At 58.3% G+C, this 15562-nt stretch carries 15 protein-coding genes and 1 tRNA gene; 12 read left to right on the forward strand and 4 right to left on the reverse strand.

Annotated elements, in window-relative coordinates:
- The first annotated feature begins 223 nt into the window (after positions 1-223).
- From ACXMYO_RS13500 to ACXMYO_RS13525, 6 genes are all read left to right on the forward strand, one after another.
- Positions 224-562, forward strand: a complete 339-nt coding sequence (locus ACXMYO_RS13500; RefSeq protein ID WP_457809093.1) for a tRNA-binding protein — start codon at positions 224-226, stop codon at positions 560-562.
- A gap of 67 nt (positions 563-629) precedes the next feature.
- Positions 630-1280: an HD domain-containing protein gene (locus tag ACXMYO_RS13505; RefSeq protein WP_457809094.1), complete on the forward strand. Its 651-nt coding sequence runs from the start codon at positions 630-632 to the stop codon at positions 1278-1280.
- A gap of 133 nt (positions 1281-1413) precedes the next feature.
- Positions 1414-1692: a hypothetical protein gene (locus ACXMYO_RS13510; protein WP_438765296.1), complete on the forward strand. Its 279-nt coding sequence runs from the start codon at positions 1414-1416 to the stop codon at positions 1690-1692.
- A 129-nt stretch (positions 1693-1821) separates the two neighbouring features.
- On the forward strand, positions 1822-2457 hold the full coding sequence (locus ACXMYO_RS13515) for a nitroreductase family protein (protein ID WP_457809095.1): 636 nt from the start codon (positions 1822-1824) through the stop codon (positions 2455-2457).
- 283 nt (positions 2458-2740) lie between these two features.
- The gene (locus tag ACXMYO_RS13520) at positions 2741-4153 is read left to right on the forward strand and encodes an MFS transporter (protein WP_457809096.1); all 1413 of its coding nucleotides are present in this window, start codon (positions 2741-2743) and stop codon (positions 4151-4153) included.
- A gap of 254 nt (positions 4154-4407) precedes the next feature.
- Entirely contained in the window at positions 4408-4611 is a 204-nt protein-coding gene (locus tag ACXMYO_RS13525; protein ID WP_086621314.1) for a cold-shock protein, read from the forward strand.
- Positions 4612-4820: 209 nt separating this feature from the next.
- Here ACXMYO_RS13525 and ACXMYO_RS13530 read toward each other — a convergent pair whose 3' ends face one another.
- The gene (locus ACXMYO_RS13530; RefSeq protein WP_457809097.1) at positions 4821-6386 is read right to left on the reverse strand and encodes a methyl-accepting chemotaxis protein; all 1566 of its coding nucleotides are present in this window, start codon (positions 6384-6386) and stop codon (positions 4821-4823) included.
- Positions 6387-6738: 352 nt separating this feature from the next.
- Here ACXMYO_RS13530 and ACXMYO_RS13535 point away from each other — a divergent pair, with 352 nt between their 5' ends.
- Entirely contained in the window at positions 6739-7140 is a 402-nt protein-coding gene (locus tag ACXMYO_RS13535; protein ID WP_457809098.1) for a GNAT family N-acetyltransferase, read from the forward strand.
- 50 nt (positions 7141-7190) lie between these two features.
- On the opposite strand, the gene ACXMYO_RS13540 is transcribed toward ACXMYO_RS13535, so the two are convergent.
- The gene (locus tag ACXMYO_RS13540) at positions 7191-8516 is read right to left on the reverse strand and encodes a DUF2254 domain-containing protein (RefSeq protein WP_457809099.1); all 1326 of its coding nucleotides are present in this window, start codon (positions 8514-8516) and stop codon (positions 7191-7193) included.
- 132 nt (positions 8517-8648) lie between these two features.
- Between ACXMYO_RS13540 and rluF the strand changes: the two genes are divergently transcribed.
- Both rluF and ACXMYO_RS13550 read left to right on the forward strand, forming a co-directional pair.
- Complete coding sequence (rluF, locus tag ACXMYO_RS13545) at positions 8649-9731, forward strand: 23S rRNA pseudouridine(2604) synthase RluF (protein WP_457809100.1); 1083 nt, start codon at positions 8649-8651, stop codon at positions 9729-9731.
- A gap of 123 nt (positions 9732-9854) precedes the next feature.
- A complete protein-coding gene (locus ACXMYO_RS13550) occupies positions 9855-10691 on the forward strand; it encodes a YrhK family protein (RefSeq protein ID WP_457809101.1) in 837 nt (278 codons plus the stop codon).
- A gap of 103 nt (positions 10692-10794) precedes the next feature.
- Here the strand turns inward: ACXMYO_RS13550 and ACXMYO_RS13555 are convergent, their stop codons facing one another.
- On the reverse strand, positions 10795-11361 hold the full coding sequence (locus tag ACXMYO_RS13555) for an HD domain-containing protein (RefSeq protein WP_457809102.1): 567 nt from the start codon (positions 11359-11361) through the stop codon (positions 10795-10797).
- Positions 11362-11610: 249 nt separating this feature from the next.
- On the opposite strand from ACXMYO_RS13555, the gene ACXMYO_RS13560 reads away from it, so the two are divergent.
- Both ACXMYO_RS13560 and ACXMYO_RS13565 read left to right on the forward strand, forming a co-directional pair.
- Positions 11611-13119 carry a DUF4041 domain-containing protein gene (locus ACXMYO_RS13560; protein WP_457809103.1) on the forward strand — a complete coding sequence of 503 codons (1509 nt, stop codon included), beginning with the start codon at positions 11611-11613 and terminating at the stop codon, positions 13117-13119.
- A 25-nt stretch (positions 13120-13144) separates the two neighbouring features.
- Positions 13145-14827, forward strand: coding sequence for an HNH endonuclease domain-containing protein (locus ACXMYO_RS13565; RefSeq protein ID WP_457809104.1), 1683 nt, complete (start codon positions 13145-13147; stop codon positions 14825-14827).
- Between the two features lie 139 nt (positions 14828-14966).
- Here the strand turns inward: ACXMYO_RS13565 and ACXMYO_RS13570 are convergent.
- A tRNA-Arg gene (locus ACXMYO_RS13570) sits at positions 14967-15043 on the reverse strand.
- Between the two features lie 180 nt (positions 15044-15223).
- Between ACXMYO_RS13570 and ACXMYO_RS13575 the strand changes: the two genes are divergently transcribed.
- Positions 15224-15547 (forward strand): c-type cytochrome, encoded by a 324-nt coding sequence (locus ACXMYO_RS13575; protein WP_457809105.1) that lies wholly within the window; start codon positions 15224-15226, stop codon positions 15545-15547.
- The last annotated feature ends 15 nt before the right edge of the window (positions 15548-15562 follow it).

A 15562-nucleotide genomic window follows, 5' to 3' on the forward strand; every position in this document is an offset into this window, starting at 1 on the left:
CCAAACGACGAGCCGAGAGTTCGATCCCTCGAGCATAAGGAGAAGTGCAAGTGCATCACTAATAGCGGCCTAACCATTAATGCATATCCATTTGGTTATGACTTTTGCCAGGTCCTTGAAAAGACGACCAATGTCGTCAATACACCGGCCGGCTGAGCTGCCAAAGTTGTAGGGTCAGGACTTTTTATTACGACCAATGGCGCAGGCCGCCAGGGAGCAATCGGTGTCAACACTGAGCTGGGAAGAGTTTTCGAAGGTGGAACTGCGCGTCGGGCGCATCACGCACGCGGAGGTGTTTGAAAAGGCGCGCCGGCCGGCGTATCTGCTGCAGGTGGATTTCGGCGCCGAGATCGGCGTGCGCAAGTCCAGCGCCCAAATCACCGAGCTGTATGACCCCGAAAGCCTCGTCGGGCGACTGGTGGTGGCGGTGACCAACTTTCCGCCCAAACAGATCGGCCCGATCATGTCGGAGTGTCTGGTCACCGGCTTTCACAATGACGATGGCGCCGTGACGCTGTGCGTGCCGGACCAGAATGTGGCGCTGGGCACCCGGCTGATGTAGACACGAACCATCGCTACCCGACAGGGCGTCGTTGACCGCCACCCGCTGACGTGATCATGCTGTGGCGATGCCCTCTTCTCTTTTCTCGCCGCATCAGACACTGGCCGAAACGCTGCTGGCCCGGCTGCCCGAATCCGCCGATGGTGCTCACGATCTTGCCCATCTGGCACGCGTATGGCGCAACGCTCAGACCCTCATGGCCACCGAGGGCGGCGACAGCGCACTGCTGCTGGCCGCCACCGTGCTGCATGACGGCGTTCACGTGCCCAAGGATGACCCGCGTCGGGCACAGGCCTCACGACTGGCCGCCGAGCAGGCCCGGGCGATTCTCGTCTCGCTGAAATGGGTGGCCGCGCGCATCGAGGCGGTCGCCCATGCCATCGAGGCGCACAGCTTCTCGGCGGGCATTGCCCCGCAAACGCTGGAGGCCGGCATCCTGCAGGACGCCGACCGGCTCGACGCCCTCGGGGCACTGGGGGTGGCGCGCTGTTTCTACACGGCAGGTCAGATGGACAGCGCGCTGTATGATCCGTTCGATCCACAGGCCGAGCATCGGGCGCTGAGTGATCAGCGCTTCACGCTGGATCATTTTCAGACCAAGCTTTTGACCCTCAAGGCGGGCTTTCAGACCGCCACCGGCCGGCAGCTGGCCGCGCAGCGTCACGCCCGACTGGTCGCATTTCGCGACGCACTGCTTGAGGAGATCGGTGCGACCTGAGCGTCAGGCCCGGGCAGCGACGCGGCAACCATGATGCTGACCCGCGACCTTTGGCGATACGTCCAGGGTCGAATGGACAACACCCGGCCTTCGCAACAGCATGGCAGGGTACGTCTTCCAAAGGATCGAGCCCATGAGTGCCCCCTTTATTACCGACAATCTATTACTGCGTTGCCGCCGTGAACAGCGCGTTCAGCACGAGCGCAACCGTCAGAGCTTTGACCCCGCCGGCCTGAACGATCGCAAGGAGCTCTCCCTTCTGGTCGAGCAGGCGCTGGCCAACGGCGAGGATTACGAAAGCATCGTCGAGCACCACCGTGACATTCACCTCACCGAAGCGGAACTGGTCGAGCTGATCGGCCCTGAACAGGCGCTGCGCGATCGTATCGAAAGATTCGGTCAGCTACACTGAGCCATGCCCCCTTGTGCCGAAGGCCCCGCCCGCGCCGTGCGCCGGCGGGGCCTTTTTGCATGGCCGCAAGGCTCTCGCAGGCGGCACTCGATCAGGGCCCGTTCCACTACCGCAAGGAGATTCCCCGCCATGTCACTGACCGATGCGCTGAACTGGCGCTACGCTGCCAAACGCCTGAACGGTGAGCCCGTGCCCGAAGCGGCGCTGGAGCGGATCATGGACGCCGCCCGGCTGGCGCCTTCCTCCTTCGGCCTGCACCCCTGGTCGCTGGTGCATGTCAAAAGCCCCGAGCTGCGCCAGCGCCTGCATGATGACGCCGCACCGCAGCCGCAGGTGATCGAGGGGTCCGACCTGCTGGTCTTTGCCGTGCACGATCGCGACTTCAAGGCTCAGGTGGATGACCACGTCGCCCGCATGGCCCGCATCCGCGAAGTCGATGAGAGCGAACTCGACGGCTTTCGCAACATGATCAAGGGCGTGATGGACAAAAAGGGCAGCCACGAGGCGTGCCTGGAGTGGGCCGCGCGCCAGGCCTATATCGGCCTGGGCACGGCGCTGAGCGCCGCGGCGCTGGAAGGGGTCGATGCCTCGCCGATGGAGGGCTTTTATCCCGACAGGCTCGATGCCGCGCTCGGCCTGAGTGAGAAGGGGCTCAAAAGCGTGGTCATCATGGCGCTGGGCTATCGCGACGTTGAGCGTGACCCGGGCGCCGGCAAGGCGAAGGTGCGCCGCGACCGGGATGAGTTTATCTACACCATCGAGTGAGGATCAGCCCCCGATACCATCGGTCCCGAGAGCCATGGGGCCGGTGGGCGATCTTCCCGCCGCTGCCTGCCCGACCCTGGTCTCTACATCGATGGTCGAAGTGATCAGTACTTTGAAGCAGTTACCCAACGTCATACCGACCCTGATATCGACTTTACGCCAAAACTGTATTGGTGATCTGGCGCTCTCCTCCCGTAGCCTGGCCTGACCTGACAGGCCTTCTGGCGCTGATTCGCCCGGGCCGTCCACGCAACGTGCAGGTGATGGTTACCGGAGGGCAGGCATGCGTCAGAAAAAAGTGACACTTCTGGAGAAGATCGGCTTTGGCATGGGGGATGCCGGCTGCAACATGAGCTTTGCCGCCGTCGTGATGTATCTCTCCTACTTCTACACCGACATCTACGGCCTGTCGCCAGCGCTGGTCGGGGTGATCTTTATCACCATGCGCGTGATCGATGCCGTCACCGACCCGATCATGGGATTCGTGGCCGACCGCACCCGGACCCGCTGGGGCAAGTACCGACCGTACCTTCTATGGGTGCCGATCCCGCTGGCCATCTCGATCTTTTTATTGTTCACCACACCGGACTGGAGCGACGGCGCCAAGGTGGTGTACGCCTTTGCGACCTACTTTCTGATGTCGGTGCTGTATACCTCGGTGAGCATTCCCTACTGCTCGCTGGGCGGAGTGGTGACCGATGATCACAAGGCGCGGGTGTCGTTTCAGTCATGGCGGTTTTTCTTTGCAGGCGTCGCCTATCTGATCCTGACCGGCTCGCTGTTGCCGCTGGTCGAGCTGCTCGGGGCCGGCGACGAGGCGCGCGGCTTTCAGCTCACCATGGGGCTGATGGGCATCATTGCGCTGTTCATGTTCGGCTTTTGTTTTGCCACCACCCGCGAGCGGGTCGAGCCCATCAGCGAGGAGAGAAAGCCGCTGAAGCAGTCGCTCAAGGCGCTGGTCAAAAACGAGCGCTGGCTGATCATTCTCGGCATCACCTTTTTGCAGGCAACGCAGTTCTTTCTGCGCCAGGGGGCATCGATCTACTTTGCCACCTACGTGATGATGTTAAGCGCCGGCGGTATTTCGTTTTTCATTACCGCCGCCATCGTCACCAAGATGATCGGCGCACTGATCTCGCCCTGGTTTACCGCCCGTTTCAGCAAGACCCATGTGTACATGAGCACCTCGCTGATCATTACGGCCGGCTCGGTGGGGCTGTTCTTCATGCCGTTCGATCAGATGATGATCACCACGCTCGCCTTTGCCCTTCTCAACCTCATCAACGGCATCGGTACACCGATTTCCTGGTCGATGATGGCGGACGCCGAGGACTACGGCGAGTGGAAAACCGGCGAGCGCAACACGGGCATGGCCTTTTCGGGCAACCTGTTCTTTTTGAAGGTGGGACTGGCGGTGGCCGGCGGCCTGATCGGGATGATGCTCGCCATCGGCGGCTATGAGGCCGGCGTGGAAGAACAAAGTGCCAGCGCGGTACTGGCGATCACACTGATGATGACGCTGATTCCGGCGTTGATCACGCTGTTGCTGGCCGGGGCCATCTGGCGTTTTCGCCTTGATGACACTCGCATGGACGCCATCCGCACCGATCTGGAAACGCGTCGCAGCGGGGGCAACGCATCAAGCATGGACGCTGAAGCCTTCCCGACCGGCAACATGGCGTCGCGCCCGGGCTGACAAAGCGATGCGAGGCCACGCCGAGCGGTGGCCTCGCTCTCATTTTCGCCGGAGAGGCAAAACTCTTTTCACGCATCTGGTTGACCCTGCCCCGAATATCATGACACGATGCACTCAGTTGGTTAGCAAGTCGAATATAGTCAGTTGCACTCGAGTTCTTCGGTAGCCTGGTTTTATCCCCCTTGTTTTACCTGCTTTATCTGGGGCAACACCCGGTCACTTTTTATCGCGCTTTGGCGCAAGGAATTTCGAATATGTCTACTGGCACAGTCAAGTGGTTCAACGACGCTAAAGGCTTCGGCTTCATCTCTCCGTCCGACGGCGGCGACGATCTGTTCGTCCACTTCTCCGAAATCAAGGCTGAAGGCTTCAAGTCACTGCAGGAAGGCCAGCAGGTCTCCTTCGAAGTGACTCAGGGCAAGAAAGGCCTTCAGGCTGCAAACGTCCAGGCAGACTAACCTTCGGGTTATCATGCCTTCAGGTCTTCTGACCTGACGCAACAAGGCCCGCTTCGGCGGGCCTTGTTGTTTTTGTGCGTTTCCCCTGACCCCGGCTACTGGTGGTGTCACATGCAGGTGTCTTCCATGCTGCTGCCCGAACACTAAAAGGCCCCGCATCTGGCGGGGCCTTTTAGCGTCAGGCACTCAGGTCGCTGGATACGTCTGCCTCAGGCACCTGCCGTCTCCCGAATTCTGAAGGTGGCCACCAGCTTTTGCAGCTGCCCGGCCTGCTCTTCCAGCATGCTGGCGGCAGCCGTGGACTGTTCGACCATGGCCGCGTTTTGCTGGGTGACCAGATCCATCTGAGCAATGGCGGTATTGACCTGATCCACCCCGCCATCCTGCTCGCGCGAGGCGGTCGCAATGTCGTTGATCAACGTGGCGAGCTGCTCAATGGCGCCGCGAGTCTGTTCGATGCTGCCACCGCTGCGCTCTGCCTGAGTGACGCCGGCGGCAATGCGCTGGCTCATGGTTTCCAGCAGCTGGCGAATTTCGCCGGCCGACGTGGCGCTGCGATTGGCCAGCGACCTGACTTCCGAGGCCACCACCGCAAAGCCGCGCCCCTGCTCACCGGCACGAGCCGCTTCTACCGACGCATTCAGCGCCAGAATATTGGTCTGAAACGAGATCGAATCGATGGTGGCCAGAATCTCGTTGACGCGCTGTGACTGCGTGGCAATTTCCTTCATCAGCGACAGGCTCTGCACCACATCCTGGCTGCTGCTGCGCACGTTGCCGGTTGCTTCGACGGTCAGCTGATTGACCTGTTGGGTCGCCTCGGTGTTGTGTTTCACCGTCGACGAGATCTCCTCCATGCTGGCGGCGGTTTCCTCAAGCGATGCGGCCTGCTGCTCGGTACGGGCCGCCAGATCATGACTGGCATGTGAAAGCTCGCTGGCACCGGCATGAACACTCTGGCAGGCCTCTCGGATGGAGCTCACCAGCGTCAGAAGCGATGCATTCATCTTCTTCATCGCCGCCAGCAGCTGGGCTGTCTCATCGCGTCCGGTCACCGTGATTTCCTGGGTCAGGTCACCCTGTGCGACCTGCTCGGCCACATACAGCGCCCGGCCCAAAGGACGCGTAATGCTTCGGGTAATGACCACCGCCAGTGCGACTGCTGCCAGTAAAGCGATCGCGGCAAAGACCAGCAGGCTGACCATGGTCCGGGAATACGCTGTCGAAATCGTCTCATTGGCACGGTCCATCCGCTCGGCAGCGACCGTATTGATCTGATCGGCGAGCGATTCCAGCTCATAGACCTGCTCCTTGTAGGCACTAAAGGCCGTATTGGCCTGCGCCGGCTCGGTCAGCTCACCGTTTACGATGCGCTGATGGATGGCCTGGAACCCTGCTGCGTAAGCTGCAAGCGCTGCCCCTGCCCGTGTATAGAGCTGGCGCAGGTCATCGGTCGGCGCAATCTGTTCGCCTGCCGACAGCGTCTGACTCAGCGCCACACGAGAGTTTTCCCATTTATCGTAATAACCGGCGACCCTGTCGGGCGTTGCGATATTGATGAAACTGTCCTTCTCAAAGCGCCTCTCTTCAAGCGCCAGACGCTGCACATGCAGCGCGTTCTGCGCCAGAGCGGCATCCGTATTGATGGCGCTGTCAGCGGTCTCTTTCATGTTGCCCAGGCCCATCAATCCTGCAACCGCGCTGATCATCAAAAGCAGTGTCAGGGCACCAAAGGCCATGGCCAGACGCGGGCCGATTTTCAAACGGGTCAACATGCTCGGATTACTCATGAAAGAGGAAATTACCGTGCTATATCGACGTGGCCTGAGCTTTCTTTATGATAGCTTCAAGAGATCAACACCGAATCTTTAATGTTTCAAATTTATTACAGGATGCTTTTTGAATAAGGTTTTGTGCCAACAGACGCCCGCCTGCGGGCCCCTGCCGCCCCCTGGATTGATAAGGCGAAATGCCTGCAGGCGTGGGTGTACACGTCACCACGAATCGGTTTATATCAACACCTTCTGATGCTTACCGGTCCATCGTCATGTCGATCGAGATTACACCGCTGCAACAGCGCCCCGAATTCATCGATGCCTGCAGCGCCTGGGCCTATGCCAGTGGGGCGTGCATTCAAGGCGCACGCTGGAAGAGACCCGCCTGACGTTTGCCAGCGCCGCCCACGGCAGCGGCCTGCCGTTGACGCAGGTAGCCCATCACGGCGACCGCCCGGTGGGCATGGCCAGCCTGTTTGAAAACGACTGCGCACAACGCCCGGACCTGCGCCCTTGGCTCGCCGCTGTTTTCGTTCACCCGGACTACCGCGGTCGCGGCATTGCCGGACGGCTGATCGAGACGATCGAGCAGGTGGCCCACTCACACGGCGAGACAGGGCTGTATCTCATTACCACGGACCACCAGGGCCTCTACGAGCGCCACGGGTGGTCAAACACAGGCAGCGTCAGCTATCCGGACCGCCTTTGCGTGCTGATGGAAAAACGCCTTGCCGATCCTGGGACGCTGTCATGAGTCGGCCCCACCCATCGCGCCGCTATCGAATCGGTGGATGAGCGCAGACGTCAGGGCGATATCGAGCGGCCGGGCAGTCGAGGGGCGAGGTGTAAACGGTGGATGCCGCCGGCAAGCCGCGCCTCGATAAACTCGATTTCCAGCGGCGCGGTAAAATGCTCGGCCATAAGCGCAATGACACGATCGGCGTGGGCCTGAATGACCCGGTGATCGGCGTCGCCTGCGAAGTTGGAAAGCGTCTTCAGAGCCTTGAGAAGCGACAGGCAGATGCTTAGATCCTCGCCCCCGTAATGGACAATGGGATCAAATATCCTGAACATCAGGCTCTCGATGCCCTCCTCGTGCCACGAGATCAGACAGCGCCCGTTATCATCCACCCGCCTGTTGCAGGGCGTAAGCGTCAGGCGCTGCGCCATCAGCTCGGTCATCTGATGGATGCACAGCCGCGCCGTGCCGGGGTCATTGATGCCCGGCGACAGCGCCTTGATGGCCACCTCCATCAGCTGTGTCAGCCCGTTGACGTAATGATCCCGCGTGGACTCTCCTTCAACGTACTGCAGACAGGCCAGTATCGACTCGATCAGCGCATCGCTCGGGGCGCTGTCCGCCTCGACTGTCAGGATCGGAAACCGCTTGACCACGAAATCGCCAAAGCTGAACCCCAGATGGATGGCGACATCATGACGACGCGCGAGGCTCGCCAGCGCGTCGAAATTGACGCTCTGGATATAGCCACTGTTGCGGGAGTGGACGGGATAGCCGCCCCGGAGGTCGATCTCGCCGGTTCGATGGATATATTCGTCACTCGCCTGGCGTTTTCTGAGCCTGTCCAGCGACAGCTGGGTCGAGACCAGCAGGTTCTGGGTGATCGCGTTGATCTGCACCGACTGGGAGGTGCCATGAATGAAAAACACGAACATGGCCAGGCTGTTGATCACCATGGCCGAGCCCAGATACACCGCCAGCGAGCGCCAGGTGTCCGGCGTGTCGCCAACGGCCGGCACCAGCAGCAGAATCAACAGATACAAAATGGTGCCCAGATAGTGCCCCAGCACCTGCTGGTGGCGCTTTTCGGTCATGATGCCGAACACCAGCTTGTTGGAAAAATTGCTGCCGGCCTGGGTCAGCACCGACATGACCGTGGAAAAGCTGAACACCAGAAGCGAGATCATGCCCGCCATCAGCGTGGCCAGAAGCGTGCGCGCGGTGTCGGGCTGCTCGAAATTCAGAACATCCAGAACGCCCGGCAGGTTTTTCACATCCAACGTGACGGCCACTACCCCCACAATCACATAAACCGTAATGATGAGACTGGTCAGGTAGGCAATACTGTTGCGAAAGCCATTGATAAACTCGAGCATCCGTGACGTGTTCATGAAAAGAAAACAACTCCTTTAATTGATGCGTGCCGCGCCATGGCAGCCGCCGGCCGGGCGCCTTGCAAAAGCCCCGAACCCGACGCCGCTGTTTTCCAGCACCACGTTTAACCCTTAATTCTGCGAAACGTCATGCCATTACGAACATCGACCCGAATCAATAAATACATTAGTGAAAGCGGCCTGTGCTCGCGGCGCGAGGCGGACCGCTTTGTGGAACAGGGCAAGGTCCGGCTCAACGGCCGACGCGCCACCACGGGCGATCAGGTGGTCGCCGGTGATCGGGTCACGGTCGACGGTCAGGAGATCGAACCCCGGGAAGCAGAAGACCTGATTTTGATCGCGCTCAACAAGCCGGTGGGGATTGTCAGCACCACCGAATCAAGCGAGAAGGACAACATCGTCGAGTTCGTTAAACACGGCGCGCGCATCTTCCCCATCGGCCGGCTCGACAAGGACTCCCAGGGGCTGATCTTTCTGACCAACAACGGCGATCTGGTCAACCGCATCCTGCGCGCCGACAACAACCACGAAAAGGAGTACCAGGTCACGGTCGACAAGCCGATCACTGAGGACTTCATTGAGGGCATGAGCAACGGCGTGCCGATTCTGGGCCAGATGACCCGCCGCTGTCAGGTCGAAAAGGTCTCCACGTTCGTATTCACCATCACGCTGGTGCAGGGCCTCAACCGCCAGATCCGCCGCATGTGCGAGGTTTTCGGTTATGAGGTCACCCAGCTGATCCGCACCCGGATCATGAACGTCTCGCTCAAGGGGCTGGCCATCGGCGACTGGCGCGATCTGACAACAAAGGAAGTCGACACCCTTATCGAGCTGACCGACACCGCCGAGACCGCCCCCAAAGCGGCCGGGTCGAAGGCTCCGCCGCGCGGCAGGGACGGTCAAAAGAGCGCACAGGACAAGCCCGACCCGTTGGGCATTGGCAAGCCCGCGCTGGATAAAATGTATTCAAGGGGCAAGGGCAAGCCCGCCTCCGCCGGCAAGCCGCAGCCCACCGGCGGCAAAAAGGCCGGCGGCAGTGGCAAGCCGGCAGCAAAGGCCGGGCCGGGTGGCAAACCCACCCCCCAGGGCCGATCGAATGGCAAGTCCGCGCCTCAGGGCAAAACAGGCGGCAGGCCTGCCGGCAAGGGAAAGCCGGACAGCGCCAGACCCTCACCCCGCGGTCAGGGCGGCAAGCCCGGCAAAAAGCGCTGAGCCCCCCGGGCAGCCTCACCATGAGGCTGCCCGACAAAAACAGGGCGACAAGTCCGGCCTGCGGCGCTATACAACCTTTCACTGACCACCCACACTTGGCGTTTTCCCTGCAGGACCATCCTCATGCCGCATCTGTTTACCGACCGCCCTCGAAGCGCCCGACCGGGCCGGGGCAAGAGTGATATCAACAAGGATTACCGCTGGGAAGGCATCAACGCGGTGCTCTACGAGCTGGGCGGGGTGATGTTTATTGTCGGCAGCGTCATGTTTTACCCGCGCCTTGAGCACATCAGAGACATCGGCGCCTGGCTGTTTTTCGTGGGCTCGCTGGTGTATCTGATCGTTCAGGCCCACGACGTCATCGAAGTGCGCCGCTTCTGGAACGACAGCAAAAAGGTCTCGCCCTCGCAGCTGCTGGAGGTCATCTCGCTGGCCGTCTATATCATCGGCACCGTGCTCTACGCCGTGGGCAGCCTGTTCTTTCTGTCGTGGTGGCACTGGATCGAGTTCGGCGCGTGGCTTTTCATCATCGGCTCGGTGCTCTTTCTTATCGGCGCCTGTCTCAACGTCATGATGGTGATTCGCGCCTCTGCCCTTCTCACCCTGCAGCTGATGAACCTGACCGCGGTGACCTTTGTGGTGGGCTCGGTGCTGTTCGTGGTCGGCTCGATCCCCTACCTCTGGGGGTTTGACAGCCTGGCGGATCACGACCAGCTGCATAACCTGCTGGCCTCGCTCTTTCTGGTGGGCAGCGTCTTTTTCATGGTCGGCGGGCTCTTCAACCATCAGCGCGCCAACATCGTCATTCGCCACCGCTTTGACGCCACCGCCGAGGACAGCGAAGCCGACGAGCGCCTGCTCGCCTTCATGCGCGGCGAGCTCAACGACCCCGAGCACAACCTGGATGACGATTACGACTACGAAGACAACACCACGGTAAAACCGGCCAACCCCGCCTAGGCTGGACGCAGGCCCCGGCCATCAACACAAAACCCCGACAGCGACGGCTGCTCGGGGTTTTGTCGTTTGAGGCTCTGACAAGTAGCGGGAAGGCAAAAAGGCGCTACTGGCCGTGATCGATCCGCCGCTGGGTCTCGCCATCGACCAGGGTGCGCAGCATGGTCAACACCGGCTCGGCATCCGTCTGCTCAAGCCCGTAGGTCAGGTTAAAGGCGTAATCGAAGTCCGGCGGGTTATCGCCCTGGCTGTGCTGCAAAATGGTCTCGAGCTTATCCAGCCCCTTCACCAGTCGCGCCTCGCGCGAGCTGCCCTGCTCGTAGTCCTCCCACAGGGACAGAAACTCCACCTTCAACGCCTCATCCAGCGGCGCCATGACGGTGAGCAGATCCAGCCGCTCCCGAGTGTTCTTGTCCGCTTCCTGCGCGATGGCCGGCTGATCGCCGTGGATCGCCTCGCCCAGATCGTGCAGCACGCAGAGTTTCAAAACGCGCGTCATGTCCAGCGGCGCCAGCTCACGCTCGAACGTCATCGCCATCAGACACAGCCGCCACGTATGCGCCGCCGTGTCCTCCTGCCGCCCGGTAGTGGTATAGGCCGTGCGCAGTACGCTCTTGAGCCGCTCGGCTTCCTTGAGAAACGCCAGCCCGTTGCCGAGTCGTTCGATATCCATGGGGGCTCCGGGTTTGTTGTCAGATGAGCGTATGGGAGGGCGTGGGAAGGGGCAATGGGTATGGCTACTGTCGGGGGAGTATTGAGCTGAGCGAGGCGTTCGGCAATCCAGCTATTGAAGTACTGTCATAGGATAGGTCTAAAAAGAAATATAACAGTAATTTCATATGCTTTTCCTTAAAAAGCATTTTTAACTGCTATGACAGAATCCCGAGGTTCCATGACAAATTAAAATACAAAGGGCCATCATATGTCTAACACAACAATATTATTACTAGCAACAGGGTTAATTTTATCAGGCTGGATAGCGGCTTTATTTTTTGCCCGCCAATCCAAACTTAAGCAAGAAGAGCTGAATAATATAAAAAAGTCTGTAGAGCATCTTTGGCAATACGAAAACATACACAATGCTTCCGAACGCGCAGATGAAATCAATATTCTAACAGAAGAAAAAATAAATCAAGCAACGCTAAGAGCTATTAAAATTCAAGCAGACGCTGAACACGAAAAGCATTTGATACTGGACAACAGTCGCACTCAAGCACAAGAAATTCAAAAAAAGGCTGAAGCGGCTTTGGTTCAAGCTGACGAACAAGCGCACGATATTATCGTAGATGCTCACCAGCAGGCTCAAGATATAGCTGGCAACGCCCTTAAAGCGGCCGAAAACGCAGAGCTTTATAAGAAAACAGCTCAAGCCATGCGTAATATTATTGAGGGTTACCATGATGAATATATTGTTCCAAACGCCAGCCTTTTAGATGATTTGGCTGAAGACTTTTCTTATAAGGAGGCAGGCGAAAAACTCAAACAGGCTCGCAAAAATAGCAACGAACTGTCTAAAAGCAGTCTTGCCGGAGATTGTGACTATGTTGAAAAGAGCCGCCGCGCTTTTGCCATTCACTTTGCAGTAGATGCTTTTAATGGGAAAGTTGACTCTATCCTTTCCAAAGTCAAACATGATAACTATGGCAAACTGCACCAAGGGATTATCGATGCTTTCCATTTAGTGAACCATAACGGACTTCCCTTTAAAAATGCGCGCATTACGGATCTATATCTTCAAGCTCGGCTCGAAGAACTGAAATGGGCTGTTGCTACTATGGAGTTACGGAAACAGGAACAAGAAGAACAGAGAGAAATCCGAGAGCAAATGCGGGAAGAAGAAAAGGCTCGTAAAGAGATGGAAAAGGCCATCAAACAGGCCGAAAAAGAAGAGCGTATGTTAGCCCAGGCAATGGAAGAAGCCCGAAGAGAGCTAGACAGCGCCAATGAGGAAGTAAAACTATTACTTCAAACTCGTTTAGCTGAATTAGAGCAGCAACTAGAAGAAGCAGGCTCTCGTGGCCAACGGGCAATTTCTATGGCCCAACAAACCAAACGCGGGCATGTATATGTTATTTCAAATATCGGATCGCTTGGCGAAAATGTTTTCAAAATTGGAATGACTCGTCGTTTAGAACCGCTCGACCGAGTCCGCGAACTTAGTGATGCTAGTGTACCCTTCCCTTTTGATGTGCATGCCATGATTTATTCTGATGATGCTCCAAGTTTAGAGCGTGAACTGCACCGCCGATTCGCTGACCACCAAGTTAATCGTATTAATCCAAGAAAAGAATTCTTCAAGATATCCTTATCTGAAGTACGTGAGGCTATTAAAAAAGAAAACGCCGAAGTTCATTGGACTATAGCTGCAGAAGCTTGGGAGTATCATGAGTCACAAGCTATCGCGCAGAAAAAACTGCAAGCCGTATCTTAAAACTCACTTACTTATATCCTGATTCATGAAAAATGTGTATTCGGAAAACGCCGAGCGATTCTTTGCTCAGTACCAGCAGCTCAACTTCGATGAAGTGCATGGCGACTGGTTGCATCATTTGCCGGAGCGCGCCGGTCTGGCATTGGATATGGGGGCTGGTAGCGGGCGCGATGCAGCCGCACTCGCGCAGAGAGGGTGGGAGGTGCTGGCCGTTGAGCCGGCGGCCGGCCTGCGTACCCTAGGCGAGGAAAGCACCGCCGGCCTGTCCGTGCAGTGGCTTGATGACGCTTTGCCCGGTCTGAACCAGGTTCGCACGCTCGGCTACCGCTTCGAGCTGATTCTGGTGTCTGCGGTCTGGATGCATCTGCCGGTGGGTGAACAGCAGCGGGCCTTTCGTGTTCTAACTGACTTACTGGCGCCCAGTGGCGTATTGGTCATTACCCTTCGACATGGTCCCAGCCCTGATGCACGGGTTTTCCATGACGTTGACCGGCAGCACATCGAGAGCTGGGCACGGGATCGGGCACTAATGCCGGTATATGTTGGAGAGAGCAACGACCAGCAGCAAAGGACGGGAGTGCGCTGGGAAACGATGGTTTTCCGGCTACCGGATGATGGTACCGGTGCCCTGCCCGTACTTCGCCACATCATCGTGAACGATAACAAGTCAGCGACCTACAAGCTGGGCCTTCTGCGCAGCGTGGCGCGTATCGCCGAGACTGTCCCGGGTATCGTGCTCAATCGTTCGGATCATTGGGTGGATATACCGCTGGGGGCAGTCGGGCTGTACTGGATCAAGCTGTATCAGCCGCTAATACTGCGATACGGCCTGCGTCAGGCACCGGGTGCCAGAGGCTATGGATTTGCCGGAAAAGCTTTCCATGCGCTGGCTGATGTCTCGGGGCTGGATATTGCAATCGGCCAACCGATAGCCAGTGACTTGATGACGATTGTTGTTCAGGCCATCCGCGACGTCGTGAACAATATCGTGAAAATGCCGGTACGTTTCACGACCTGGCCGGGATCACAACAACCCGTATTCGAGGCCCAGGTTCGGCGAGCGAATTTTGCCTCCCTACCGTTACAGCTGGATAAAGAGAGCCTATCCGCTTTTGGCGCACTGCGCGTTCCCGCCTCGCTATGGGACTGCTTCAGTCGATTCAATTGCTGGCTGGAACCTGCCATCGTCAATGAATGGGTTCGGTTAATGCGCAGCTATGGTGGAAACGATGATATAGGCCGGATGTATCAGGCGCTGTACTGGCAGGAAGGCAAACGCGATACCAGCAGGATTCGTACACTGGTCGCTCGCACAATACAGGAACAGCGGTCTGTACGCTGTGTCTGGACCGATGCCGACCTGAGCCGCAACCAGTACGACATCGATCACTGTCTGCCATGGGTACGCTGGAGCAACAACGATCTCTGGAACCTGATGCCGGCCTCACGCAAAGCCAATGCGGCCAAATCCGAAAGACTTCCCGGTATTGAACTGATGACAAGAGCCTGCCCAAGGATTTTGACGTGGTGGTCCCATGCATTCATGGATGGCCCGCTGGAGCATCAGTTTTTTACTGAAGCACAGGCCTCGCTGCCCACGGTAAATGCAAACAGCAATCTGGAAGATGTGTTCGAAGGTTTGATGCTTCAGCGCTTGCGACTGCGAGCCAACCAACAGCTACCGGAATGGCATGGTCTGAAAGGTTGAATAGATGATTAGCTGGCAGGAGTCCTGCTCGAAGGGATGAAATGATTGTTTCAACGAATCCCAATCAACAGACGCGCGAAAACCCTGAGCGGACTCAGTAGCAGCATCACAACGAGGAAGACAAAGCAGGGAAAGGAAGTGGCGCGCTTGTTGGGATTCGAACCCAAGACCCCCGCCTTCGGAGGGCGGTACTCTATCCAGCTGAGCTACAAGCGCGCAGGTGTCTTCGCAGGGAAGACAGCGCGCTATCCTACCGCCCGCGCCGGTCACTGTCCACTCCCCGGGCGGTGCGGCGGGCCCTGCAACACATCAGGCAGGCAAGCCTTCATAACGCTTTTATACTGATCCCCACACCATAAAAAATCACCCGGCCTGACCACGCCCGAGGACAAGACCATGCGCAAGCGCTTCACCGCCCTGACACTGGCCACGGCCATGATGACCGGCCTTTTGACGACGACCGCACTCACCCAGGCCGATGATCTCGATGGCCGCCAGATCTATGACGACAGCTGCGCTTCCTGCCATGACGGCGGTCGCGGTCCGCAGCGTGGGTCCGAGCGGTGGCAGCCACGGCTGGATCAGGGCAGCGAGACCCTGTATACCCATGCCATCGAAGGCATCGGCGGCATGCCGGCGCGCGGCGGCAACGAGGATCTTTCTGATGAGCAGGTGAAGGCGGCGGTCGATTATCTGGTCGCGCCCTCCGAAGATGAGTAACGTTGACTCTGACGC

It is taken from the genome of Kushneria sp. EE4 (assembly GCF_977968315.1).